The 23,262-nt window shown below is 31.7% G+C and carries 24 protein-coding genes, 1 tRNA gene and 1 pseudogene; 14 read left to right on the forward strand and 12 right to left on the reverse strand.

The genetic code is table 11. The annotated features are described in order from the left end of the window. Position 1 precedes the first annotated feature (1 nt). Complete coding sequence (locus tag H527_RS0105835) at positions 2–601, forward strand: hypothetical protein (RefSeq protein ID WP_027411833.1); 600 nt, start codon at positions 2–4, stop codon at positions 599–601. A 697-nt stretch (positions 602–1,298) separates the two neighbouring features. On the opposite strand, the gene H527_RS0105840 is transcribed toward H527_RS0105835, so the two are convergent. Next, positions 1,299–1,372 (reverse strand) — tRNA-Ala (locus H527_RS0105840). 231 nt (positions 1,373–1,603) lie between these two features. On the opposite strand from H527_RS0105840, the gene H527_RS0105845 reads away from it, so the two are divergent. The 3 genes from H527_RS0105845 to H527_RS0105855 all read left to right on the forward strand — a co-directional run bounded on the left by H527_RS0105845 (position 1,604) and on the right by H527_RS0105855 (position 4,546). Next, positions 1,604–2,104 carry a GNAT family N-acetyltransferase gene (locus tag H527_RS0105845; RefSeq protein WP_027411834.1) on the forward strand — a complete coding sequence of 167 codons (501 nt, stop codon included), beginning with the start codon at positions 1,604–1,606 and terminating at the stop codon, positions 2,102–2,104. Continuing rightward, positions 2,101–3,432, forward strand: coding sequence for an MATE family efflux transporter (locus H527_RS0105850; protein ID WP_027411835.1), 1,332 nt, complete (start codon positions 2,101–2,103; stop codon positions 3,430–3,432). Before H527_RS0105845 ends, H527_RS0105850 begins: the two co-directional genes overlap by 4 nt. Before the next feature lie 349 nt (positions 3,433–3,781). Continuing rightward, positions 3,782–4,546: an enoyl-CoA hydratase/isomerase family protein gene (locus tag H527_RS0105855; RefSeq protein WP_035087521.1), complete on the forward strand. Its 765-nt coding sequence runs from the start codon at positions 3,782–3,784 to the stop codon at positions 4,544–4,546. A 432-nt stretch (positions 4,547–4,978) separates the two neighbouring features. Here H527_RS0105855 and H527_RS0105860 read toward each other — a convergent pair whose 3' ends face one another. Then, positions 4,979–5,179, reverse strand: coding sequence for a hypothetical protein (locus H527_RS0105860; protein ID WP_027411837.1), 201 nt, complete (start codon positions 5,177–5,179; stop codon positions 4,979–4,981). Positions 5,180–5,260: 81 nt separating this feature from the next. Between H527_RS0105860 and H527_RS21540 the strand changes: the two are divergent. Then, positions 5,261–5,461 (forward strand): annotated as a pseudogene (locus tag H527_RS21540) (winged helix-turn-helix transcriptional regulator); the annotation flags it as partial. Positions 5,462–5,580: 119 nt separating this feature from the next. On the opposite strand, the gene H527_RS0105870 reads toward H527_RS21540, so the two are convergent. Next, complete coding sequence (locus H527_RS0105870) at positions 5,581–6,231, reverse strand: 2OG-Fe(II) oxygenase (RefSeq protein WP_027411838.1); 651 nt, start codon at positions 6,229–6,231, stop codon at positions 5,581–5,583. Between the two features lie 107 nt (positions 6,232–6,338). On the opposite strand from H527_RS0105870, the gene H527_RS0105875 reads away from it, so the two are divergent. Then, positions 6,339–6,791 carry a 6-pyruvoyl trahydropterin synthase family protein gene (locus H527_RS0105875; RefSeq protein WP_027411839.1) on the forward strand — a complete coding sequence of 151 codons (453 nt, stop codon included), beginning with the start codon at positions 6,339–6,341 and terminating at the stop codon, positions 6,789–6,791. Between the two features lie 80 nt (positions 6,792–6,871). Continuing rightward, positions 6,872–7,630: a UDP-2,3-diacylglucosamine diphosphatase gene (locus H527_RS0105880; RefSeq protein ID WP_027411840.1), complete on the forward strand. Its 759-nt coding sequence runs from the start codon at positions 6,872–6,874 to the stop codon at positions 7,628–7,630. On the opposite strand, the gene H527_RS0105885 is transcribed toward H527_RS0105880, so the two are convergent. The 6 genes from H527_RS0105885 to H527_RS0105910 form a co-directional block, all read right to left on the reverse strand. Next, entirely contained in the window at positions 7,631–8,602 is a 972-nt protein-coding gene (locus H527_RS0105885; protein WP_027411841.1) for an ABC transporter ATP-binding protein, read from the reverse strand. A 432-nt stretch (positions 8,603–9,034) separates the two neighbouring features. Then, the gene (locus H527_RS0105890) at positions 9,035–11,203 is read right to left on the reverse strand and encodes a prolyl oligopeptidase family serine peptidase (RefSeq protein WP_027411842.1); all 2,169 of its coding nucleotides are present in this window, start codon (positions 11,201–11,203) and stop codon (positions 9,035–9,037) included. A 380-nt stretch (positions 11,204–11,583) separates the two neighbouring features. Beyond that, entirely contained in the window at positions 11,584–12,576 is a 993-nt protein-coding gene (locus tag H527_RS0105895) for an aspartate-semialdehyde dehydrogenase (protein WP_027411843.1), read from the reverse strand. Between the two features lie 223 nt (positions 12,577–12,799). Further along, complete coding sequence (gene mscL / locus H527_RS0105900) at positions 12,800–13,225, reverse strand: large conductance mechanosensitive channel protein MscL (RefSeq protein ID WP_027411844.1); 426 nt, start codon at positions 13,223–13,225, stop codon at positions 12,800–12,802. A gap of 97 nt (positions 13,226–13,322) precedes the next feature. After that, positions 13,323–14,435 (reverse strand): alanine racemase, encoded by a 1,113-nt coding sequence (alr, locus tag H527_RS0105905; RefSeq protein WP_027411845.1) that lies wholly within the window; start codon positions 14,433–14,435, stop codon positions 13,323–13,325. Beyond that, entirely contained in the window at positions 14,428–15,075 is a 648-nt protein-coding gene (locus H527_RS0105910) for a thymidine kinase (protein ID WP_027411846.1), read from the reverse strand. The genes alr and H527_RS0105910 overlap by 8 nt, the downstream gene beginning before the upstream one ends. Positions 15,076–15,180: 105 nt before the next feature. Between H527_RS0105910 and H527_RS0105915 the strand changes: the two genes are divergently transcribed. From H527_RS0105915 to H527_RS0105935, 5 genes are all read left to right on the forward strand, one after another. Next, positions 15,181–15,984, forward strand: a complete 804-nt coding sequence (locus H527_RS0105915; RefSeq protein WP_027411847.1) for a hypothetical protein — start codon at positions 15,181–15,183, stop codon at positions 15,982–15,984. A 93-nt stretch (positions 15,985–16,077) separates the two neighbouring features. After that, entirely contained in the window at positions 16,078–16,422 is a 345-nt protein-coding gene (locus H527_RS0105920) for a DoxX family protein (protein ID WP_027411848.1), read from the forward strand. Then, positions 16,422–17,093 (forward strand): 16S rRNA (cytidine(1402)-2'-O)-methyltransferase, encoded by a 672-nt coding sequence (gene rsmI, locus H527_RS0105925; RefSeq protein WP_027411849.1) that lies wholly within the window; start codon positions 16,422–16,424, stop codon positions 17,091–17,093. The genes H527_RS0105920 and rsmI overlap by 1 nt, the downstream gene beginning before the upstream one ends. A gap of 3 nt (positions 17,094–17,096) precedes the next feature. Beyond that, a complete protein-coding gene (locus H527_RS0105930; RefSeq protein ID WP_027411850.1) occupies positions 17,097–17,441 on the forward strand; it encodes a HopJ type III effector protein in 345 nt (114 codons plus the stop codon). Continuing rightward, positions 17,431–18,129, forward strand: coding sequence for a M50 family metallopeptidase (locus H527_RS0105935; protein ID WP_027411851.1), 699 nt, complete (start codon positions 17,431–17,433; stop codon positions 18,127–18,129). The genes H527_RS0105930 and H527_RS0105935 overlap by 11 nt, the downstream gene beginning before the upstream one ends. A gap of 81 nt (positions 18,130–18,210) precedes the next feature. Here the strand turns inward: H527_RS0105935 and H527_RS0105940 are convergent, their stop codons facing one another. Continuing rightward, positions 18,211–18,801, reverse strand: coding sequence for a carboxymuconolactone decarboxylase family protein (locus H527_RS0105940; protein ID WP_027411852.1), 591 nt, complete (start codon positions 18,799–18,801; stop codon positions 18,211–18,213). Between the two features lie 178 nt (positions 18,802–18,979). Between H527_RS0105940 and recJ the strand changes: the two genes are divergently transcribed. Both recJ and H527_RS0105950 read left to right on the forward strand, forming a co-directional pair. Continuing rightward, on the forward strand, positions 18,980–20,665 hold the full coding sequence (gene recJ, locus H527_RS0105945; protein WP_027411853.1) for a single-stranded-DNA-specific exonuclease RecJ: 1,686 nt from the start codon (positions 18,980–18,982) through the stop codon (positions 20,663–20,665). Positions 20,666–20,726: 61 nt separating this feature from the next. Further along, positions 20,727–21,080, forward strand: a complete 354-nt coding sequence (locus tag H527_RS0105950; protein ID WP_027411854.1) for a hypothetical protein — start codon at positions 20,727–20,729, stop codon at positions 21,078–21,080. Between the two features lie 39 nt (positions 21,081–21,119). Here H527_RS0105950 and H527_RS0105955 read toward each other — a convergent pair whose 3' ends face one another. Then, the gene (locus tag H527_RS0105955; RefSeq protein WP_027411855.1) at positions 21,120–22,061 is read right to left on the reverse strand and encodes an alpha/beta fold hydrolase; all 942 of its coding nucleotides are present in this window, start codon (positions 22,059–22,061) and stop codon (positions 21,120–21,122) included. Between the two features lie 134 nt (positions 22,062–22,195). Further along, positions 22,196–23,260 carry a hypothetical protein gene (locus H527_RS0105960; protein WP_027411856.1) on the reverse strand — a complete coding sequence of 355 codons (1,065 nt, stop codon included), beginning with the start codon at positions 23,258–23,260 and terminating at the stop codon, positions 22,196–22,198. Positions 23,261–23,262 lie beyond the last annotated feature (2 nt).

Genomic DNA, 23,262 nt, shown 5'->3' on the forward strand with positions numbered 1-23,262 from the left:
AATGAACACACGTAAATTTTTATCAATACTTACTGTAGGAAGCCTTTTATTTGCATCTTGCTCTAATGATGATGATAACCCTGTACCAGTTAATGAAGAAGAATTAATAACTAAAATGACAGTGTCTCTTGTAGGAGGAGGACAAACTATAAATTTGATTGTAGCAGATGAAGATGGAGAAGATGGCCCAACACCACCAAAAGTGACCGTTTCAGGAAATTTAGCTGTTAATACTGTATATACTGGTTCTGTAGAATTACTTAACGAATCTGTTAATCCTGTAGAATTAATTAATGAAGAAATCGAAGCAGAAGCAGATGTACACCAGTTTTTTTATACTGCTAATTCTTCGTTAAATATTGCAACAACCTATAATGATAAAGAGTCTGATTATAATAAAGAAGATGGAACTGCTTTTACCTCTACTAATCCTGTAGGATTAAAATTTACAGTAACGACTACAGATGCAGGAACAGGGACTTTTACGGTTACTTTAAGACATGAGCCTAATAAATCTGCAAGTGGAGTTGCCAATGGAGATATTGCAAATGCAGCAGGTAATACAGATATAACTCAAACTTTTGAGATAAGTGTACAATAATATTAAAATAATGATTGAGACTATATACGTTATGTAAGTTGAGTTTGTGTAAAAATTGCATAATTAGTTTCAATTCTGACCCCTAGGAGTAGTTACCTAGGGGTTTTTTTAATCAGGAAATAAAGAAATATTGGCATAAAATTTGATTCAATAAAGAAATTAATAACGGTCAAATGAAGTTTTATAAAGATCAGATATGAGAATATAGTCATAATAAAAGTTAAACAAATTAAAAAAATATCATAAAAACTGATTTTCAATGCATTAATATCAATGATTTTATCAAGATATTATCACATCATTAAATGTTGATTATTAACCGAAAAAGGTTGTAATCTTTGAGGTATAGGCATTACCTTTGTGGCATAAAATCTAACCTAATAACAATACAATTGAAACTATCATAATTAGTATAAGTTGAGTTTGTGTTAAATACAATTAAGTTTCAATTCAGATCCCTGGGAGTAGTTACCCGGGGATCGCTTTTTTAAATATAAAGAGAAGTTTTTTAAAGGGGCTATCCATTCTTATGAGATAAAAATCGTAAGTAATCTATAATAGGAATCTATATTTATAGATAAGTAACTTCGAGAGCTATATTATATAGAATAAGGCCAGACTAAAAAAATAGAATAAAGGTGTTATATTTTAATACAATAGCTCCATTTGGAGCTATTGTATTAAAATATAGTTTATGTGGAGAAGATGGGATTCGAACCCACGACCTCTTGACTGCCAGTCAAGCACTCTAGCCAACTGAGCTACATCCCCAGAATTTTTAATATAATTCCTTTAAAACTAATAGCGTAATTCTGCTTAGATCTGTATTAAAATCTCTACTATATTTCGCCATTAAAAGTACTTAAAAATTCTTTTAAAGAAGAAAAAGCATTTCTTTTTTTAGTAATATTAGAACTATATTTTCTTAAAGTTTTTTTAAATAGAATGTACTGCTATTATCTACAATATAAAGTTAGTACTTTTGGGTTCTATTCATAAAATATGATTCGAAAAGCCTTACCATCTGATCTTAGTTCTATATACATATTAGTACAGTCCTGTGCCAAAGCTATGATAGCAAATGGGATTTATCAATGGAATGAACATTATCCCACTAAAGAACGTTTTCAAAAAGATATAGAGTTACAAGAACTATACGTATTAGAAGAAGACAATGCTATTAAAGGAGTTATTGTACTAACAGATTTTATGGATAAAGAATACATCCCTATAACTTGGTTAACTAATAATGAAAATAACCTATATATTCATAGATTGGCAGTCCATCCTGATTATTGGGGTAAAGGATATGCACAGCGATTAATGGATTTTGGAGAAGATTTTGCAAAAAACAATGCTTACCAATCTGTTCGATTAGATACTTTTAGTCAAAACAAAAGGAACCAGAAATTTTATGAAATAAGAGGATATCAACGATTAGGAAATATCTATTTTCCAAAACAAAGTGAACATCCGTTTTATTGCTATGAACTCCTTACATGAATAAAGTAATCAGTTTTAAAAATATAAATCGTTTGGCAATACCTGCAATTGTTGCGGGTATTGCCGAGCCGTTACTTTCTATAACAGATACTGCTATAGTAGGAAATATACCCCATTATGGTACAGAATCTTTAGCCGCAGTAGGTATTGTTGGGTCATTTTTATCTGCGTTAATTTGGATTCTTGGACAAACTCGTAGTGCAATTTCTGCTATAATTTCTCAATACCTGGGAGCAGGTAAGATTGAAGAAGTAAAAACATTGCCAGCTCAGGCTATATTTTTTAATGTAAGTCTTAGTATTTTGATATTACTTTCTACAGTGTTTTTTGTAGAAGAAATTTTTAAACTTTACAATGCTTCAGGATTGATTTTAGAATACTGTGTTTTATATTATGATATTAGAGTTTGGGGATTTCCTTTAACATTATTCACTTTTGCAGTTTTTGGTATTTTTAGAGGGCTTCAAAATACATTTTGGCCAATGATAGTGGCAATAATAGGAGCAGTAACTAATATAGTGCTGGATTTTATTTTAGTATATGGTATTGAGGATATTTTGGAACCTATGGGAATTAGTGGAGCAGCATGGGCAAGCTTAATTTCGCAGTTTCTTATGGCTATTATTGCGTTCGCTTTATTAATAATTAAAACCAATGTTAGTCTTAGGTTAAGATTTCCACTAAATAAAGAATTAGGAAGATTGGTAACCATGAGCCTTAATTTATTTGTTAGATCTATCGCATTAAATACTGCATTATATTTTGCAACAGCAAATGCTACACAGTATGGAGACGAATATATTGCTGCGTATACCATAGCTATGAATATCTGGATGTTTACTGCATTTTTTATTGATGGATATGGCAGTGCGGGTAATATATTAAGTGGTAAGCTATTAGGGGCAAGAGATTATGACTCGTTATGGAAATTAAGCAAGAGGGTAAGTGGCTACGGTATTGGAGTAAGTATGATTCTCGCAATTGTAGGATTTATATTTTATTATAAAATAGGAGAGATCTTTACTAATGAAACTATAGTATTAGACACTTTTTATAGTGTATTTTTTATAGTTTTAATTGTACAGCCCATCAATGGTCTTGCTTTTGTATTTGATGGAATTTTTAAAGGCCTTGGAGAAATGGGTTTTTTAAGAAATGTATTGCTCGGCGCAACATTTTTAGGATTTATACCTACGCTTTATATATGTAATTTTTTTGACCTTAAGTTATACGGAATTTGGATAGCTTTTACTATTTGGGCACTTTTTAGAGGAGTAGTATTGGTTATCAAATTTAGGAACAAGTTTTTACCTTTGATTATTTCATAAAACATAAAAAAGCATACATAATAAGGGTATATACATAAGTATTAATAAAACCCCGATTCGTAAGCTGTTTTTTTGAAAAAAATGTTCTAGTGTTCTAATCATAAATTAATAACCTTGGTGTGAACTCTCGAAAAATGTATTTTGTTTTGGACAAACCCTTACTCAGTTAAACCGTAATAAAGGGATTAAAGACTATAGAGTCCTATCTTAGAATAAAGACTTTTTATTTTACCTATAATTACGTTTTTCTTTTGTAAGGCTTATGATTTTATATAATACAACTAAAAATCATATCTTTAAACATGCAAAATAAATGCAGTAAATCTTCTTACTCTAAATTCAAACAACAATGATGCCAAGACCAAACGGAAGTTTATATACCCATATTGAAAACAACATTGCTACTATAGAATTTGGTCATCCCTCCAGTAATTCTTTTCCTTCAGAATTATTAGAAAGATTGGCTAAAGCTTTTGATACCCTTTCTAAAGATGTATCTACTAATGTTATTATTCTTAAGTCTGAAGGAGGTAAAGCCTTTTGCGCAGGAGCTTCTTTTGATGAATTAGTCGCAATAACTAATTTTGAAGAAGGAAAACAGTTTTTTTCTGGATTTGCCAATGTGATTAATGCTATGCGAAGGTGTAAGAAACCTATTATAGGAAGAATACAAGGCAAAACTGTGGGAGGAGGTGTAGGATTGGCTTCTGCTTGTGATTATTGTCTGGCAACCGAAGCAGCTTCGATTAAACTAAGTGAGCTTACTATAGGTATAGGTCCATTTGTGATAGAGCCTGCCGTATCCAGAAAAATAGGATTAGCAGCTTTTGAAACCTTAACTTGGGATGCATCTCAATGGCAAAATGCCTATTGGGCAAAAGAGAATGGTTTATTTGCTCGAGTTTTCGAAACTATAGCCGAATTAGATAACGAAATACAATTATTTGCTGAAAAATTAGCAAGTTATAATCCCCAAGCTACACAGCAAATGAAAAAAGTAAATTGGCAAGGAACAGAGCATTGGCAGGAACTGCTTATAGAGCGAGCTGCAATTTCTGGAGAATTAGTGCTTTCAGAATTTACTAAAAGAGCATTGGCAAAACATAAAAAATAAATAAAGAAGTTGTTTAAAATAAGCTTGCTAAAAATTATTAATTTAAATTCTAGCAAGCTTATTTTTGGTAAAAAAATATAAAGAATAATTTAATGAATATTCATTTATAGAAAATCTCTTCGTAAAACATCTTCTAATGTCTCAGGATCTGTTCCGGTTAGAGTTTTTATGCTATCCTAGTATTCTTAATATTTCCATTTTTGATTAAGCTATATATAGAAATCATATAGTCTGAAATAAAATCTGGTACTCCAGACTCTTTGAGTACTTTACGATACATACCTTGATCGGGGTTAGCATATAATATAGGAGTACCTAAAATAGTGGTAAGTAATTCGGCAACCTCAAAATGAGAATACGCTTTTGGCCTTGTTAAAATATGTGTTTGATATTTTCTGTTTACATCGGTAAGTAATGTAGCAATAGATCTCGCTATATCTCTAGAGGATACAAAAGGTGTTTTTTCTTCTCCTGCTGGGGAAATAATACACTACGTTGCTCAATATTTTCTCTTTCATAATTACCAAAATTTTGCGTAAAGAAACCTGGACAAACAATATTCCAGTTAAGATTAGAAGTCTTTAACTTATCTTCCATTAAACCATGAAAAGGCATTTCTTTTAGAGCATCCATGCCATAACCAGATAGATATACTACTCTGCCTGTATAATTATCTTATAGATAATTTACAAAAGGCTCTAGCAATTAAAAAAACGCTTGGGAGGAATTACTCAAAAAATGTTAACCCAACAATTACGAGAGTTAGAGGCAAATAATATTATCTTGCGTAAGATATTTCCAGAAGTATCACCAAGAGTAGAGTACAGATTATCGGATCACGGCAAAAGCCTTGCGCCTTTACTTAATGAAATGGCAAACTGGAGAGCTAATCATAATAAAACTAAAGAAGAATAACATTAATTTTTTTACTATGGATATATTAAACTTTTTAGGCGGCAATGGATTGTTCTTGATTTTAGGAGTTGTTTTGGTTGTAGTTTATTTTATAAATAAGCGCAAGAGGCGATAATTAATTATCTTGTTTTTAACCATCCTGTAATACTAAGACGTTCACTAGCAGTTACAGGTTTTACCTCATGTTCTATAATTTGACTTTCAAAAATTACCACTCTTCCTGGTAAAGGAAGAATTGTTTTGCAAGTTTCTTTATCGTTATCTTGTAGATATAAAACTAATTCTCCTCCATTATTGGGATCCCAATCTAGATCATTTAGATAACAAACAAAGGATAGTTTTCTTCTATCATCATTCATAAAAGTATCTATATGTCTTTTATAAAAAGTGCCTTCAGGATAAATAGCATAATGAAATTCTTTGTATAAAATACCTAAAAAACAAGTTCTGTTTAAATAAGAAACCAGAGTATTTATTTTATTAAAAAAATAATTTTCGGCTTTATTAGTTTTATTTTCATTAATCCAAAAAATAAAATCACCTCGAATAGATTGTATAATACTTTCATTTACTCTATTACCAATAGCTGCTTTTTTAAACTTATCTTTCTCGTATTTTTCTAGCAAAGAGGAACGAAGTAAATCTACTCCAGAGGGATCAAAAAAAGAATCAATAATACTGTATTTGTCTTTTAAAAGATCATCAATTATTTTTTCGAAAATGGGATTTTGGTCAAAATCAAGTTGCTCATACAAGTAATTATCGGTCATTCACTATTTTTTTTAAGGAGAGCCAAATGTAACTCCTATTTCGACAAGTAGTATTCAAAAAACTCATAATAAAAACAAGTATATTTGTACCCATAAATCTTTATAGAATGAGTAAAATTAGGATCACCAAACAATTCTCTTTTGAAACAGGTCACGCCTTGTATGGGTATGATGGTAAATGTAGAAATGTTCATGGGCATAGTTATAAATTGAGTGTAACAGTAATAGGAACTCCAATTACAGATACTACGCATGTAAAATTAGGAATGGTGATTGATTTTGGGGATCTTAAAAAGATTGTAAAAGAAGATATTGAAGATGTTTTTGATCATGCTACCGTATTTAATAAAAATACACCACATCTGGAGTTGGCAAAAGAACTAAAAGATAGAGGACACAATGTAATTTTGGTAGATTACCAACCTACTAGTGAGAATATGGTAATTGATTTTGCTGAAAAAATAAAAGCAAGACTTCCAGAAAACATAGCATTACATTCTTTAAAACTACAGGAAACCGAAACATCGTATGCAGAGTGGTATGCATCAGATAACGAATAAGTCATTTAGATAAACCTTGAGGATCTCTAAGATTTTTGAGGTTTTCGTGCGTTTTTACTTTTACCTTAAACAAATTAAATATGAACCTTCCTGAAGGGAAAAAAATCTATTTTGCCAGCGATAATCATTTAGGAGCTCCAACACCAAAAGAGAGCTTCCCTAGAGAACAAAAATTTGTACAATGGTTAGATGAGGTTAAAAAAGATGCTGCTGCCATATTTTTGTTAGGAGATCTTTTTGATTTTTGGTTTGAATATAAGACCGTAGTTCCTAAAGGGTTTACCAGAACTTTAGGAAAACTGGCTGAAATAACAGATTCTGGAATACCTGTATATTATTTTGTAGGAAATCATGATTTATGGATGAATGGGTATTTTGAAGAAGAACTGAATATACCAGTATACCATAAACCACAAGAGTTTACTTTTAATACTACTACTTTTTTTATTGGCCACGGCGATGGATTAGGACCTGGGGATAAAGGCTATAAACGAATGAAAAAAGTATTTACCAATCCCGTTGCAAAATGGTTTTTTAGATGGATGCATCCAGATATTGGTGTAAAATTAGCACAATATCTATCGGTTAAAAATAAATTGATATCAGGAGATGAAGATGTAACTTTTTTAGGAGAAGATAACGAATGGCTTGTACAATATTGTAAAAGAAAATTAAAAAGTAAACATAGAGATTATTTTGTGTTTGGTCACAGGCATCTCCCAATGGAGATAGAACTTAATGAGAAATCCAGATATACTAATCTAGGAGATTGGATTGGGTATTATACGTATGCTGTTTTTGATGGAGAGGATTTAAAACTGTTATATTATAAAAAATAACTAAATTCTATGTCTGTTTTTAAGAATTTCATCTGGTATGGTAATTCTAATCATTTCTGGAGCTTTTAGTTTATAAGGGTGATTGAAAAATAAAATAGTATTATCCAGTATCGCTTCCGTAAGGTAATAGTTGCCATTAAAATACGTGTTTTTTACTCGTACTTTAATTGTTGCATTTGGGTCGGTTTTTATTTCATGCGGGTATACTAAGATAGTGTCTTTATTATCTAGTGTAGTAAAAGAAGAAAGTTGTATTCTATTTACTTCTCCAAAAAGAGAAGCTATATAATAATCGGTAGGATTTTGATATAAACTAATAGTGTCTTTTTGAGTTAAAATTTCGCCTCTTTGTATAACTATAGTTTGATCTGTATATGAAAGAATATCTGTTTTGTCATGTGTAGCAGTAATACTTGTGATTTTATTTCGCTTTAAATATCTAAACAAATTTCTTCTTAAAGAACTACGTCTAAAATTATCAATATTACCAAATGGTTCATCCAATAGTAATAACTCTGGTCTTTTTGCTAATGCTTTTGCTAGTGCAACCCTTTGTTTTTGACCACCACTTAAGTTTTCTACCTTAGTATTTGCAAAACTTGTCATTTCTACTATTTCTAGTAGCTCCTCTACTCTACCTTGTTTTAATTCTGGTTCAAAGTTAGATAAATACTGTCCAATATTTTCTGATACATTTCGATAGGGTTGTAACTCAAAACCTTGAGAAAGGTATTTCATGTTTTCTTCACCTGGCACAAGATTAAAAAGTGGACCTAATAATTTTTTAGAATCCCAATATAGTTCCCCTTCCTTTACATTTAAAGTGCCATAAATGATTTTTAATAAAGTGCTTTTTCCACAACCACTGGCTCCAATAAGCGCTATATGTTGGCCTTTTTCGATAGTGAAGTTGATGTTTTTTAAAACAGGTTGTGTATTATAAGCAAAAGATACATTTTGTACTGTTAGCATATGTATTGGTTCTTTTTTTAGTTATCATACCGATAATCAACACCGATTTATATAAATCTAATGTAAAACATTTAAAAAGATATAAATGAGATATACCTTTTTTTTAATAAAAAGGGTAGTACTCCAAAGATATTGAACTTTAATAAAAAAACCCGTTTCTTTTTAGAAAACGGGTTTTTTTAATCCACATTGTGGAGTTTAATTCTCCTAGGCTTACTTCGAAAACAAAATATATTTTTAGAAGCATACCTTGTGAGTTTGCTCCGAGGTTATTGATTTTCCCATAGATTAATCTTTTAAGAAGTATCTTTTATAAACTAGCTTATTAAGATTATTAATTTCTTTTGAGATCAATATGAATACTCAACACGATTGTGTTAAGAATATAATTTGTTTTTCATCTAACTTAGTTTAACGATATTAGGTAAAAACTTAACCTTTTACAGCCTCTGTAATTTTTTCAGGTAATACTTCATACCCCATGTTATATAGAGTAAACCCAAAAATATCAGCGTATTGTTCAATAGTTTTACTTACTGGTGTTCCTGCACCATGACCAGCATTAGTTTCAATACGTATCAATGTAGGGTTATTACCAGATTGTTTTGATTGTAGTTCTGCAGCAAATTTAAAAGAGTGTGCAGGTACTACACGATCATCATGATCTCCTGTAGTGACCATTGTAGCGGGATATTGAACTCCTTCTTTTATATTGTGTACTGGAGAGTATTTTTTTAAGTAGTCGAACATTTCTTTGTTGTCCTCGGCAGTACCATAATCATAAGCCCATCCTGCTCCCGAAGTAAAGGTATGATAGCGTAGCATGTCTAAAACGCCAACCGCAGGTAATGCTACTTTTATAAGGTCTGGTCGTTGAGTCATTGTAGCTCCTACAAGCAACCCGCCGTTAGATCCTCCACGAATAGCAAGGTAATCACTAGATGTGTATTTATTTTCTATTAAATATTCTGCTGCTGCTATAAAATCATCAAAGACATTTTGTTTCTGCAATTTTGTTCCTGCAATATGCCATTTTTTACCATATTCACCACCACCTCTTAAATTAGGTACTGCATAAACACCACCTTGTTCCATCCATACTGCATTAGCAATACTAAAGGAAGGAGTTAAACTAATATTAAAACCACCGTAGCCATATAAGATAGTTGGGTTTTTACCATTTAATTCTATCCCCTTTTTATAGGTAATAATCATTGGTACTTTTGTACCATCTTTAGAAGTATAAAAAACCTGTTTGCTTTCATAATTTTCTGGATTAAAATCAATTTTTGGCTTTCGGTATAATTCTGAAGTGCCTTCAGCAATATTGTATTTGTAAATGCTTCCAGGTGTTTTATAATTAGTAAAGGAGTAATATAGGTCTTTTTCTTTTTTCTTAGCACCAAATCCGCTAGCACTTCCTACACCTGGTAATATCACCTCTCTAATTAATTTACCATCATAATCATACTGCAGCACTTTAGAAACAGCATCAACCATATATCTTGCAAAAAAATAGCCACCTCCTGTATTAGGGCTTAGTACATTTTCTGTTTCAGAAATAAAATCTTTCCAATTTTCTGGAGTAGGATTAGATGCATCCGCAGTTACAATTTTTTGATTAGGTGCATTTAGGTTAGTAACTAAATATAAGGTCGAACCTACATTTTCTATTACATAAGTGTCACTTTCTGTAGAATCTAAAATAGTAATTAGTTTACTTTTAGGGTTTTTAAGGTCTTTAATAAATAATTTATTTCCAGAAGTAGAAACACTTGCTGATATAATTAAATATTGATCATCTTTGGTAACTGTAGCACCTACATATCTGTGTTTTTGATCAGGAGTACCTCCAAAAATCAAAGGATCTTCTTTTTGCGAAGTACCTAATTTATGATAATATACTTTGTGTTGGTCTGTTTTAGCAGAAAGTTCGCTTCCTTTTGGTTTGTCGTAGCTAGAATAATAGAAACCTTCGTTACCTTTCCAGGACATTCCAGAAAATTTAACATCAATAATCGTATCTTCAATTACTTCTTTAGTCTCTGTATTTTTGATAATTATTTTACGCCAGTCGCTACCACCTTCAGAAATTGAATAAGCTACAAGTTTTCCATTTTTAGAAAAATTAATGCCTCCTAAGGATGTTGTGCCATCTTTACTAAAAGTATTTGGATCTAAAAAAACTTCTGGCTCATCACCTTCTGTTTTAAAACGATAAATCACATATTGATTTTGAAGTCCGTTGTTTTTGTAAAAATAATTATAATCTCCTTCTTTAAAAGGAGCTCCTACTTTTTCATAATTCCAAAGATTTGATAAACGTTTTTTTAAATCCTCTCTAAAAGGAATTTTCTCTAGATAATCAAAAGTAGTTTTATTTTGTATAGAAACCCAATTTTCGGTTTCTTTGCTTCGGTCGTCTTCTAACCAGCGATATGGATCCTTAACGGGAGTACCAAAATAAGTATCTACTGTATCTACTGTTTTAGTTTCAGGATAGTTCAATGCTATAGTAGTTTTAATAATTTTTTCTTTAGTTTCATTTTTGCAACCTATTAGTAATGTAACAATAGATAATACAAATATTATTTTTTTCATAATGCAATTTGTTAATATGGTTCACAAATCTATCAAAAGATATAACTATATATGCTAAATAAAATATAAAAAAGACTGCCCTGTAAATTAGTTAGGTTTCTTTGATATTGCTTTGGGGTATAGCAATATGTTGGATTAACATACGAGGACAGTCTGAGTTTTGTTGTAAGAAACAAAAATATATAATGGTTCTGGTTTTTGAAAACCAAGAAAAGGTTTGAGAAGAAAAATTGACTAGGTTTTATATTTAGAAGATATAATATAGTATAAAAAATTATGTTCGTTGAAATAGGCGCAAGTAGTATTTAATAGCTATAAAATACAAAAGGACTAAATTCTTTGTTTTAGAATTTAGTCCTTTTGTAAAAGTTATTGATAGATTATCCTATAAGGTTATTTTCAACCAAATATTCTCCAATCTGTACAGCATTTGTTGCTGCTCCTTTTCGTAAATTATCTGCTACAATCCACATATTTAAAGCATTTTCTCGAGAGTGATCTCTTCTAATCCTACCTACGAATACATCATTTTTACCTTCGGCATATATAGGCATTGGGTAAGTATTTGTATCTGGATTATCTTGTACAGTGATTCCTGGAGTTTCGTTTAAAACTTTTCGAACATCATTTTCATTAAAGTCAGTGTCAAATTCTATATTTACGCTTTCACTATGACCACCAACAACAGGAATACGAATAGCTGTTGCGGTAACAGCAATAGTGCGGTCATCCAAAATTTTTTGAGTTTCGTTAACCAATTTCATTTCTTCTTTGGTATACCCATTTTCTTGAAAAACATCACAGTGTGGTATGGCATTACGATGTATCGGATATGGATATGCCATTTCTCCTTTTTCACCAGCATATTCATTTTCTAGTTGCTGTACCGCTTTTACACCAGTTCCAGTAATAGACTGGTAAGTAGAAACTACTACACGTTTAATCTTATATTTATCATGTAATGGTCCTAACGCCATTACCAATTGTATAGTAGAGCAATTAGGATTAGCAATAATTTTATCTTCTTTAGTTAATGTTTTGGCGTTGATTTCTGGAACTACCAGTTTTTTAGTAGGATCCATTCTCCATGCAGAAGAGTTATCAATAACAGTGATTCCTGCTTCTGCAAATTTTGGAGCCCAGTCTTGAGAAGTACTTCCTCCTGCAGAAAATAATGCAACATCTGGTTTCATTTCAATAGCAGTAGCAAGTCCAACTACAGGAAATGTTTTGCCTTTATAAGTAATTTGTTTTCCAATAGATCGCTCGGATGCTACAGGGATTAATTCTGTTACAGGAAAATTTCTTTCCTCTAATACTTTTAACATAACGGTTCCTACCAGACCGGTAGCACCTACTACAGCTACTTTCATTAGTTTATATTTATTTTCGCATAAGTGCGAGGGTCATGAACTATTTAAACTCATACAAATTTGAGGAATATTTCCTAGACAACAAGTGTTTATATTAAAAATATAGAAATTTACATCAATTGTTAAATATGTAACAATTGTAAAAAATAACCGCCCTTTTTGGGGCGGTTTACAGTTAGAATATGTAGTATAGCGGTAGCTATAGATAATACTATAAAATTTATTAAGAATTCTGCTTTTTAAGTAAATCTCTTATTTCAGAAAGTAATTCTTCTTGGGTAGGTCCCGTTGGTGCTGGAGCAGCAGCCTCTTCTTTTTTCTTAGATTTTTCGTATGCTTTAAGTACAACGAAAATAAACAGACCAACAATAATAAAATTAATTATTGCTTGTATAAGATTACCATAAGTCATAACGGCAGCTCCTGCTTCTTGTGCAGCGGCAAGTGTTGCATATTCTCCACCATCAAGAGCAATAAACTTTTGAGTAAAATCTGTTCCACCAGTTAGGATACCAACAACAGGCATTATAATGTCTGCAACGGCAGAACCAACAATTTTATTAAATGCTCCACCAATTACAACTGCAGTAGCTAATGAAACAATATCTCCTTTTAAAAGGAAAGATTTAAAATCTTTAAAAAAACCCATAGTCAATGATATTTAGTTAGTAATGTACTAATTTAACAAAAAATTAAAATATCAATTAAAATAATTGGAGTTAATACAGTGATTTTTTCGATAAAAATCAATTATCATCGACAACAATACGTTTTACTCTGGTAGAAATAGCAGTAAGTAGTTCATAAGAAATCGTTCCTGTGTTTTCAGCAATCTTTGCAGCACCAGAGTTTGCGTCAAAAATAATAGCCTCATCTCCTTCTTCACAATCAATATCTGTTATATCCACCATAATCATATCCATACAAACATTACCTATAATATATGCTCTTTTATTTTGTATAGTAACAAAGCCTTTTCTATTACCGTATTGTCTACTTATTCCATCAGCATGACCAATTGGGATAGTGGCAGTTTTAGTATAATCGGTAGCTATAAATGCTCTGTTATACCCTAATGAATCTCCTGGTTCTAGTTCATGAATTTGAGAAATTATAGATTTTAAGCTAGCTACAGGTTTTAATTTCGTATCATATTTTACGTCATTACCATATCCATATAATCCTATGCCAGTTCGAACCATATCAAAATGGGCTTCGGGATAGTTAAGAATTCCAGAAGTATTTGATTGATGAAGAGTAAGAGGATATCCTACTTTCTTAATCATCGTATCTGCTATTTTTTTAAAAGCATCAATTTGTTGTATCGTAAACTCTTTTTCGTTACTATCTTCACTGGCTGCTAAATGAGAAAGGAGCGCTATAGGCTTAATTGCTTGGGTTTGACTTAGAGTATCGAGAATAATACCCAATTCATTTTTGCTAAAGCCAATTCTATTTAGTCCCGTATTAAATTTAATATGTACAGGATATTCTTTTTGATTCAGTATAGAGGCTGTTTCTATAAATTGGTTAAGCACTCGTAAACTATATAAACTAGGCTCTAGATTATACTCAATTAGTTTTTTAAAATTTACAGGTTGCGGGTGTAATACTAAAATAGGGAGTTTTACTCCAGATTCTCTAAGTATAACACCTTCAGATACATAGGCAACAGCAAAATAATCGGCTCCAATCTTTTCTAAGTGTTTTGCAATTATAGAGGCATCACTACCATATCCAGAAGCTTTTACCACTGCCAGCATTTTGACATTAGAAGAAACTTTGTTTTTAAGATAGTTAAAATTATGAGTAAGATGAGCCAGATTAATTTCCAGAACAGTTTCTTGTATTTTACTCATTAGGGTTTTCGTTTTTTTTAGATATTATTTTGGGATCTGTAACCTCTATTTGCTTTACTTTTTCTTTAAGCATAGCTTTATAATATGCAGCTCTGCTAAGAGGTTCGTATTCTTCAGTTTCTCCTAATAAAACCAAATTATCATTTGTTGATTTTCTGTAACTAAACTGTGCAAGGTTTCCTGTTCTGGTACAAACAGCATGAACTTTGGTAACATATTCGGCAGTAGCCATTAATGCAGGCATAGGGCCAAATGGCTTTCCTTTAAAATCCATATCTAGTCCAGCTACTATAACCCGAATTCCTTTATTAGCTAAGTCATTACAAACCGCTACAATTTCATCATCAAAAAACTGTGCTTCGTCTATGCCAATTACATCACAGGTATCTGCAAGTATACGAATATTAGCTGCTGCAGGAACGGGAGTAGAACGAATTTCATTAGCATCGTGAGAAACTACCATCTCATTATCATAGCGAGTATCAATGGCGGGTTTAAAAATTTCAACATTTTGTTTAGCAAATTTGGCGCGTTTTAGTCTGCGAATCAGTTCTTCGGTTTTACCCGAAAACATAGAACCACATATTACTTCTATCCACCCAAATTGCTCTTTATGATTTACCGTATTTTCAAGAAACATTTTGTATTTTTCAGCATCAATTAAAGAAATCCCTTCTCCTTACTCTAAAGATGAGGTAAATTTATTAAAAAACTAAAAGCAGTATTAAAAACGAAGAAGAAAGTTATGAAGAAGAAATTAGAAGCGGAACTTATAAGTATTGCACATAGGATCCTTCAACTTAAGGATAAAACAACATTATCCCAGTTACAGGAAGAGGCAAGACAGGTTTATGAAAAGTTAACTATTCTTACCTTTTCTGAATCTTATTTTGAAGGCCCACAGCCTACTATCGGTCAAATCAGATCGATTTTAGATACAGATTTTCCGAAAAAAACAGAACAAGTAGAAGAATTACAAGAAATAAAAGTAGCAGAAGAAGAGATTAAAGAAAGTACTCTTGTAAAAATGACTACTGAAATAAAAGATCCAGAACCAAACATTTTTTCTATTCCTGTACAAGAATCCAATGAAAAAACCGAAAAGATAGTTCATCAAGAAGATAAACCTGAGATTGTTATTGAAGAAATTAATGCTCGTGTTACCGAAGATCTTTTTGTTCCAGCAAATTCTATACCTCCTCCATCATCGTATCTAAAAAATGATATGGAAGATGTTACTCCCACTGTTCAGGATATATCTTTGTTACCTAAAAAAGATACCGACGAAAAACCTAAATCTCTTAATGATCAGCTTAGAAAAGAAATTCATATTGGATTAAATGATAGATTAGCTTTTATTAAATATCTTTTTGATGGCAGTTCATCAGATTATAATCGAGTATTATCTCAATTAAGTACGTTTAGAAGTAAAAAAGAAGCAGAAGCATTTATTGCTACAATGATTAAACCAGATTATAATAATTGGAGAGGAAAAGAAGAATATGAAGATCGTTTTATGGATATTGTTTTAAGCAAATTTAAGCTATAAGAGGAGCAAATAATATAGAGCAATAAATATCCTTATGGTAATGTTCTACGAAGAATTTCGTCTGATAATAGAAAACAATAAAAAACAAAACAGATGAAGATTGTATACTGGATTACAACGGTTGCTATGTGTGCTATTATGTTATACTCTGCTCAAATGTATTTTTTTAATACAGAAATGGTAAAAGGATTTTTTGAGAGTTTTAATTATCCCTCCTATATTGTAATACCTTTGGCAATTGCTAAAGTAATGGGAGTACTAGCTATTCTTATCAATAAAATAAAATGGATTAAAGAGTGGGCGTATGCTGGTTTTTTCTTTGATTTGGTATTAGCAATAGCAGCACATTACTATGCAGGACATCCTGTTGGTTTATCTGTTTATGCAATTTTAATTCTAATTATTTCATATACTGTCGGTAAAAAAATAAGACCTTAATGTCAAAACTATACATTGTACCTACACCTATTGGTAATCTTGAAGATATGACTTTTAGAGCGATAAAAGTTTTAAAAGAAGCAGACCTTATCTTGGCTGAAGATACTAGAACGAGTGGTAAACTTTTAAAGCATTATGAGATTAATACCCATATGCAAAGCCACCATATGCATAATGAACATAAAACGATAGATCGTATTGTGCAAAGATTGCAAAGTGGCGAAGTTGTTGCGCTAATAAGCGATGCAGGAACTCCTGCAATAAGCGACCCTGGGTTTTTACTTACAAGAGCGTGTGTAGAAAAGGGTATAGAGGTAGATTGCCTTCCTGGTGCAACAGCTTTTGTTCCTGCTTTAGTAAATAGTGGACTGCCTAATGATAAATTCGTTTTTGAAGGATTTTTGCCTGTGAAAAAAGGAAGACAAACCAGATTACAACTTTTGGCAGAAGAATCCAGAACGATAATTTTTTATGAATCACCACATAAATTACTTAAAACTCTGGGTAGTTTTGCAGAGTATTTTGGTGCAGACCGACAAGTTTCGGTGTCCAGAGAGCTAAGTAAGCTGCATGAAGAAACCATACGAGGAACGGTAAATGAAGTTATAAAACATTTTGAAAATAAACCTCCAAAAGGTGAGATTGTAATTGTTCTGGGAGGTAAAAAGTAAAGTATGAAGATATCTAATTTTTTAAAAAAACTAAGAACGAACCCAGAAGAAATCTCTTTTGAAGATACGATGAATGTTATTGAAGCAAATTATAATTTTTTGCCAACAGAATTTATAAATGGAAATCAAAATAATGCCGAAGGACAAAATTCTGGTTCTTGTAAACTATTTTATTTTGCTAAGATCCATGACTTAACAAAACAGGAAACTTTACATTGTTTTGGAGCTTATTATAGAGAAGATGTATTGCAAAATCCCAATGCTGAAGATCACCAAAATATTCGAAATTTTATAAAAACAGGATGGCAAGACATTTCATTTAAACAGCAAGCATTAATTGAAAAATAAACCCAAGTATATTATTTTTTTGGTTGCTATTGTCGTATTTGTTATTTGGCAATTACCATATTTTGGATGGGTACAATATCCATTTATATTACTAGGAACTTGGTTTCATGAAATGGGACATGGACTCACTGCTATACTTGTGGGTGGAAGTTTTAAATATCTCGAAATTTATGAAAATGGTGGTGGAGTAGCATATTATACCATAAGCGATAGTTATATGCCTGTTTCTATTGCAAATGCACTAATAGCAATAGGAGGTTTGCTTGGACCTGCAATTACAGGGTCTGTATTGATTATTAGTGGAAAATCACCTAAAATAACAAGGATAGCCCTAAGAGTTTTAATAGGAATCATGATACTGTCATTAATTTTATGGATTCGATCTTTTTGGGGGATGGTTATATTGATATCCTTTATAGTTTTTTTGACAGGAATTACTTTTTTTAAAAACCAAAAACTAGAGGTAATAACCATATTGTTTTTGGGATTGCAATCTGTATTGAGTACATACCTTCAGTTAGATTATCTGTTTACCAAACATTTTGAACGAGATGGTGCAATTCAAATATCAGATACACAAGCTATTGCTGAGAATACTATTGGCACTTATTGGATATGGGCAATATTAATTGTATTAATTAGTGTGTATTTACTTTGGAAAAGTTTTCGATATTATTTAAGAAAATGATCTTATTTTTTTAATTAAATATAACATTTCAAACTTGTAAGGATTTTAAAAGCCTCTCAAGTTTAAAATGTTATCTAAAAACTAAACATGTTTTCCTTTTTCCCAGCCATGTTTGCCAAGATACTGCTCTCCAGATTCAATAGCACCTTCTTCTACCATTGTACCCATAGAGTCGTTCCATCGGTTTAAATATCCAAATAAAGAAATTACACCCAGCATTTCTACAATTTCACCTTCGTCCCAGTATTTATATAATTCTTCTTTAATTTTATCATCTACTGCATTAGGAATTACGGATGCTGCTAGAGAAAAATCGAGTGCTGCGCGTTCTGCATCACTAAAAGCAGGGTGTGTTTTATATTCCCAAATATTATCTAATTGTTCTTGCTCTGCACCATATCGTTCTGCTGCTCTAATCGCATGAGCCTGACAATATCTACATCCTGTAGCATTACTGCTTACCCAAGCAATCATACGTTTTAAAGCAGAGGTTACCTGTCCTTCGTTTGCCATTACTGCTTTATTAAGATTAATAAACGCTTTAGAAATAGCAGGTCTTCTTTGCATAGTAAGTACAGAATTAGGGCAAAATCCTAATGTTTCATTAAAAAATGCTGCCAATTCTCTGGTTTCTGGATCATGATCTGCAGATAATGGAGTAACTAATGCCATGGATATTTGTGTTTTATAGGTTTATAGTAAATCGATAATCTCGAAGCGAGCCTCGAGAAATTAAGTCTCTAGGTTAGAGAATTAAAGTAAAGCAAAATACAAAACTAAAAGCAAATCAGTAGTGGTCAAGATGTTTTTTGTACTTTGGGTTTTTTAAATATTAGAATTTACTACACGAATGAGATGGACACTACAACCTAAGCCAGATGCTTCTATTATTAAAAAGTTATCCCAAGCGCTTAATGTAGACATTATAATAGCTTCCTTATTAGTACAAAGAGGAATAGAAACTTTTGATCAGGCTAAAAAATTCTTTAGACCATCCTTCGAGGATTTACATGATCCGTTTTTGATGAAAGATATGGATTTTGCTGTTTCCAGAATTGAAAAAGCAATTACTCAAGGAGAAAACATCATGGTATATGGGGATTATGATGTAGATGGTACTACATCGGTAGCATTGGTATCTTCCTATTTAAAGACATTATATACACAGATTGCTACCTACATTCCTGATCGATATGATGAAGGTTATGGAGTATCTTATAAAGGGATTGATTATGCCCATGATAATGATATATCTTTGATTATTGCTTTGGATTGTGGTATTAAAGCTATAGAAAAAGTGGCGTATGCCAAGTCAAAAGGGATTGATTTTATTATTTGTGACCACCATAGACCAGGAGATCAATTACCAGATGCAGTTGCCGTTTTAGATCCTAAACGCGAAGATTGTGACTATCCATATAAAGAGTTATGCGGTTGTGGAGTAGGGTTTAAATTAATTCAGGCATTAGCTGTTGGTCAAGGACAAACGATAAAAGATTTAGTGCCATATTTGGATTTGGTAGCTACTGCAATAGGCGCAGATATAGTGCCTGTAACAGGAGAAAATCGTGTTCTTGCGTATTATGGATTACAAGTTATTAATACAAATCCTCGAATTGGTTTTAAGGCAATGATATCTAATGTAAATAAAGAAAGCTTAACGATAACCGATGTGGTATTTATAATTGCTCCCAGAATTAATGCGGCAGGAAGAATGAAACATGGATTGCATGCTGTTAATTTATTGACAGAAGAGAACATGGAAACAGCATTGCAATATGCTGCAGAAATTGAACTTTATAATAGTGAAAGAAAAGATGCTGATAAAAAAATTACAGAAGAAGCGCTAACACAAATACAAAGTAATAGAGAAGAAGGTAAAAATACTACAGTAGTATATGAAGAAAACTGGCATAAAGGTGTAATAGGTATTGTAGCATCCAGATTAACCGAAACGTATTACCGACCAACTTTGGTTTTTACTAAAAGTGGAGAAAAATTAGCTGCTTCAGCCAGATCTGTAAAAGGATTTGATGTGTATAATGCATTAGATGCTTGCTCGGATCATATCGAACAATTTGGTGGACACAAATATGCTGCGGGCCTTACATTATTAGAAGAGCAATATGAATCCTTTAAACAAAAGTTTGAAGAAGTTGTTTCTTCTACGATAGATAAGAAACTCTTGGTTCCCGAAATATCTGTAGATATGCAAATAGAATTAGAGCAAATAACCCCAAAATTTTACCGTATTCTTAAGCAATTTGGACCTTATGGACCAGGTAATATGACTCCTGTTTTTATAACCAAAGAACTAAAAGATACAGGGTATGCAAAATGTGTAGGTGCAGACGAAAAACATTTGAAATGTAGAGTTGAGAAAAATGGAAAGACAATAGGATGTATTGGTTTTAATCTTGGAGAAAAGTATAATTTAATTGCTAAAGAGCAATTTTTTAAAGCAGTATATACGATTGATGAGAATGAGTGGAACGGAGAAGTGTCTCTTCAATTAAAGTTGAAAGATATAAATTAACTTATTTTTATTTAGATTTATTATAAATAGTTATTATTTTTGAATTAAATATGAATTCAGGATGAGCGCTATAAATAAAATTTACAGTAACGATTTAGGTATTTCTTTTTTTTGGAAAAGAGACGAATGTATTTCTACACCCAAAATACAATTGGTATTTAGAGATATTGGATTTTTACTTTCTTTACCTGAGCTTAAGGATTTTTCAGATTCTTGTAGTGCTACAATTAATTCTAGTTGTTGTAGTCAATGTGAAAATCCACAACATTGCAGATCTTTGCTATTACGAACTCCTTCAGATAAAATAGATCTTGCAGTAAATAGACAAGAATTATATCAAATACGAGAATTAATTAATGGTACTATTTATAGGGTTGAGTTAAAGTATTGGACACGAAATTTGTGCCTTAATTAAATATAATTTTATCGTTTAAGATTCTATAAATAATAAGAATTAATTTTCTTTATTTAAAAAATCTATAATCTTATACGAAATTTCTTTTGCTTTTGTTTCTTGTAAAAAATGCTTTTCGTCTATAAAATGGATATCTTCTCCATTTACTTTTAATGCATTAGTTGCTCTGGTTTGTTGGGGTGGCCACTGTAGCATGGTGTCATGTATTCCCCAAATAACAGTAACAGGAACGGTAATGTTTTCAAAAACAGAAGAGTAATCTGGTAGCTCGTTGCATGTTTGACTATAAAAATAGTACATAGCATCTGTTTTACCTTCTAACATTGGTGTTTTGTAACCTTCAATATCCAGCGAATTTAGAGTATTTTCTTTAAGACCTTGATTAAATAGGTTTTTTAAAAGTGTATTGGTTGTAACTCCATTTCTATAGCCCCACATTGCTGTTTTTGCTAGCCCTCCTGGTTTCATGCGTACAGGAGGATAAAATCCTGCATCATAAATGATGGTATTAAGTACAATCAATTTTTCAATCTTTTCAGGAGCTTGTTTCATAAGTTCCCATGTCCATAAACCACCGGCATCATGCATTACATGCGACCATTTTTCTATACCTAATGCTTCCATAAGTAGCAAAAGGCGTTTAGCATGATTTTCTGCATTATAAATTTCAAAACCTTCAGGAGAATCACTAGAGCCATAACCCAGCATATCTGGTATGATAACACGATATCCATTTGCAACCAAAGGGTCTATCATTTTGCGATATAACCATCCAGAAGTTGGTACCCCATGTAGTAGTACAATAACAGGGCCTTTTCCTTTATCTATATATTTTATTAAACCATCATCGGTAGGATATAATCTTTGATCTGCTCTAAAATCCTCGTAGGTGATTTGATTTTTTCTAATCTTGGTGTTCTGATATGGTTTACACGAAAAAAGAAACATCCCCATTAGGGTTAGTATAAAAAACTTCTGCATGAGACTACTGATTTATGTGTTCGCAATTTACTTAAAATCATTTTTGTATGCTACTCCTAAAAGAATTTGATAAAAAAAATGCGATTTTAGAATTTCTAAAATCGCATTTATCTCTACAAAAGAGGTGCTTAAAATTATTTTCTTTTAAAGATAATTTTTTCTGTTACCGTTATATTACCATCATTATAACTATCTGTAATAACCAGCTCTCCTGCAATTATTTCGATTTTTGCTGCTTCAAAATAAACAGATCCGTCAGGATATTCTTCACTTTCTGCTGCATTTATTAAATCCTCATATTTAAAATCTACTACGGTTATAGTCTTTTTTTCATTATCATAAGACCAGTTACCCGAGTATTTATCTTTATATTCATATGTTTCTGTATACACTGCTGTACAATTAAGAGAAGAGGCTTGTGCATCCAATCTTTTTCCTTTTTCATCGTAGGTCTCATAGTAAGTGCCATCTTCATTTAAAACGAAAACCCATTCGTCTTTTTCTTCCATATTATAAGCAACATCTGTAAGAGTGTTTCCATTTTCACATTCGATAGTGGTAGTAGCTCCATTTTCTATATCAGCAGGCTCTTCTCTGTCAAAAATCCACTCGCCTACAATTGCAGAGTTACCTCCCCAGGAATTAACTTGTACACATACTTCTTCTACTTGACTTATGTTACCATTAGCATCATAAATACAAATTGCATAACAAAATTTTCCAACAGGAACAGATTCTTTAAAATCTACGTTAATTTGAAGATCTCCTTCTCCATTAATTTTTGTTCTTAAAGAAACTTTCTTTTTCCCATTAATGGAAGAAATTTTTACTCCATCAGAATTACCAAAAGCCTCCTTTGGGACATCATAATAGCCGTTAGAATTATTACCATTTACATCCTTAAATTGAATGTAAGCTCCTTTAATTTGACCAGTAGATGCAAACGAAATATTGAAACCATTGTTTAAGAAACCATCTTGTTCTGTTTTACTTATTTCAAAGTTTAGCAAACCAGTAGGGCTGGGAGGTGTTCCTGTTTCTAGTTTTGCACCAGCAATAGTAACACCATTTGTAATTTGTTCTATAGAGATTTGATTGTTTTCTGACTCTCCGGAGTTACCGTTATCGTCACTACTACAGGATAACAAAAACGTACTCACTAGAAATACAGTTGTAAACAATAGATTTAATTTTTTCATTA

Origin of the sequence: Aquimarina muelleri DSM 19832 (genome assembly GCF_000430665.1) — a bacterium.
In the GTDB taxonomy this organism is placed as follows: domain Bacteria; phylum Bacteroidota; class Bacteroidia; order Flavobacteriales; family Flavobacteriaceae; genus Aquimarina; species Aquimarina muelleri.

Excerpts from the sequence above, each read along its gene's own strand:
- H527_RS0105895 (WP_027411843.1), bottom strand. The coding sequence starts at position 12,576 with ATGAAAGTAGCTGTAGTAGGTGCTACCGGTCTGGTAGGAACCGTTATG.
- H527_RS0105940 (WP_027411852.1), bottom strand. The coding sequence starts at position 18,801 with ATGGCATTAGTTACTCCATTATCTGCAGATCATGATCCAGAAACCAGA.
- H527_RS0105950 (WP_027411854.1), top strand. The coding sequence starts at position 20,727 with ATGAGCGCTATAAATAAAATTTACAGTAACGATTTAGGTATTTCTTTT.
- H527_RS0105845 (WP_027411834.1), top strand. The coding sequence starts at position 1,604 with ATGATTCGAAAAGCCTTACCATCTGATCTTAGTTCTATATACATATTA.
- H527_RS0105930 (WP_027411850.1), top strand. The coding sequence starts at position 17,097 with ATGAAGATATCTAATTTTTTAAAAAAACTAAGAACGAACCCAGAAGAA.
- H527_RS0105920 (WP_027411848.1), top strand. The coding sequence starts at position 16,078 with ATGAAGATTGTATACTGGATTACAACGGTTGCTATGTGTGCTATTATG.
- H527_RS0105880 (WP_027411840.1), top strand. The coding sequence starts at position 6,872 with ATGAACCTTCCTGAAGGGAAAAAAATCTATTTTGCCAGCGATAATCAT.
- H527_RS0105875 (WP_027411839.1), top strand. The coding sequence starts at position 6,339 with ATGAGTAAAATTAGGATCACCAAACAATTCTCTTTTGAAACAGGTCAC.
- H527_RS0105910 (WP_027411846.1), bottom strand. The coding sequence starts at position 15,075 with ATGTTTCTTGAAAATACGGTAAATCATAAAGAGCAATTTGGGTGGATA.
- H527_RS0105955 (WP_027411855.1), bottom strand. The coding sequence starts at position 22,061 with ATGCAGAAGTTTTTTATACTAACCCTAATGGGGATGTTTCTTTTTTCG.
- H527_RS0105890 (WP_027411842.1), bottom strand. The coding sequence starts at position 11,203 with ATGAAAAAAATAATATTTGTATTATCTATTGTTACATTACTAATAGGT.
- H527_RS0105835 (WP_027411833.1), top strand. The coding sequence starts at position 2 with ATGAACACACGTAAATTTTTATCAATACTTACTGTAGGAAGCCTTTTA.
- alr (WP_027411845.1), bottom strand. The coding sequence starts at position 14,435 with ATGAGTAAAATACAAGAAACTGTTCTGGAAATTAATCTGGCTCATCTT.
- recJ (WP_027411853.1), top strand. The coding sequence starts at position 18,980 with ATGAGATGGACACTACAACCTAAGCCAGATGCTTCTATTATTAAAAAG.
- rsmI (WP_027411849.1), top strand. The coding sequence starts at position 16,422 with ATGTCAAAACTATACATTGTACCTACACCTATTGGTAATCTTGAAGAT.
- H527_RS0105915 (WP_027411847.1), top strand. The coding sequence starts at position 15,181 with ATGAAGAAGAAATTAGAAGCGGAACTTATAAGTATTGCACATAGGATC.
- H527_RS0105870 (WP_027411838.1), bottom strand. The coding sequence starts at position 6,231 with ATGACCGATAATTACTTGTATGAGCAACTTGATTTTGACCAAAATCCC.
- H527_RS0105850 (WP_027411835.1), top strand. The coding sequence starts at position 2,101 with ATGAATAAAGTAATCAGTTTTAAAAATATAAATCGTTTGGCAATACCT.
- H527_RS0105960 (WP_027411856.1), bottom strand. The coding sequence starts at position 23,260 with ATGAAAAAATTAAATCTATTGTTTACAACTGTATTTCTAGTGAGTACG.
- H527_RS0105885 (WP_027411841.1), bottom strand. The coding sequence starts at position 8,602 with ATGCTAACAGTACAAAATGTATCTTTTGCTTATAATACACAACCTGTT.
- mscL (WP_027411844.1), bottom strand. The coding sequence starts at position 13,225 with ATGGGTTTTTTTAAAGATTTTAAATCTTTCCTTTTAAAAGGAGATATT.
- H527_RS0105860 (WP_027411837.1), bottom strand. The coding sequence starts at position 5,179 with ATGGATGCTCTAAAAGAAATGCCTTTTCATGGTTTAATGGAAGATAAG.
- H527_RS0105855 (WP_035087521.1), top strand. The coding sequence starts at position 3,782 with ATGATGCCAAGACCAAACGGAAGTTTATATACCCATATTGAAAACAAC.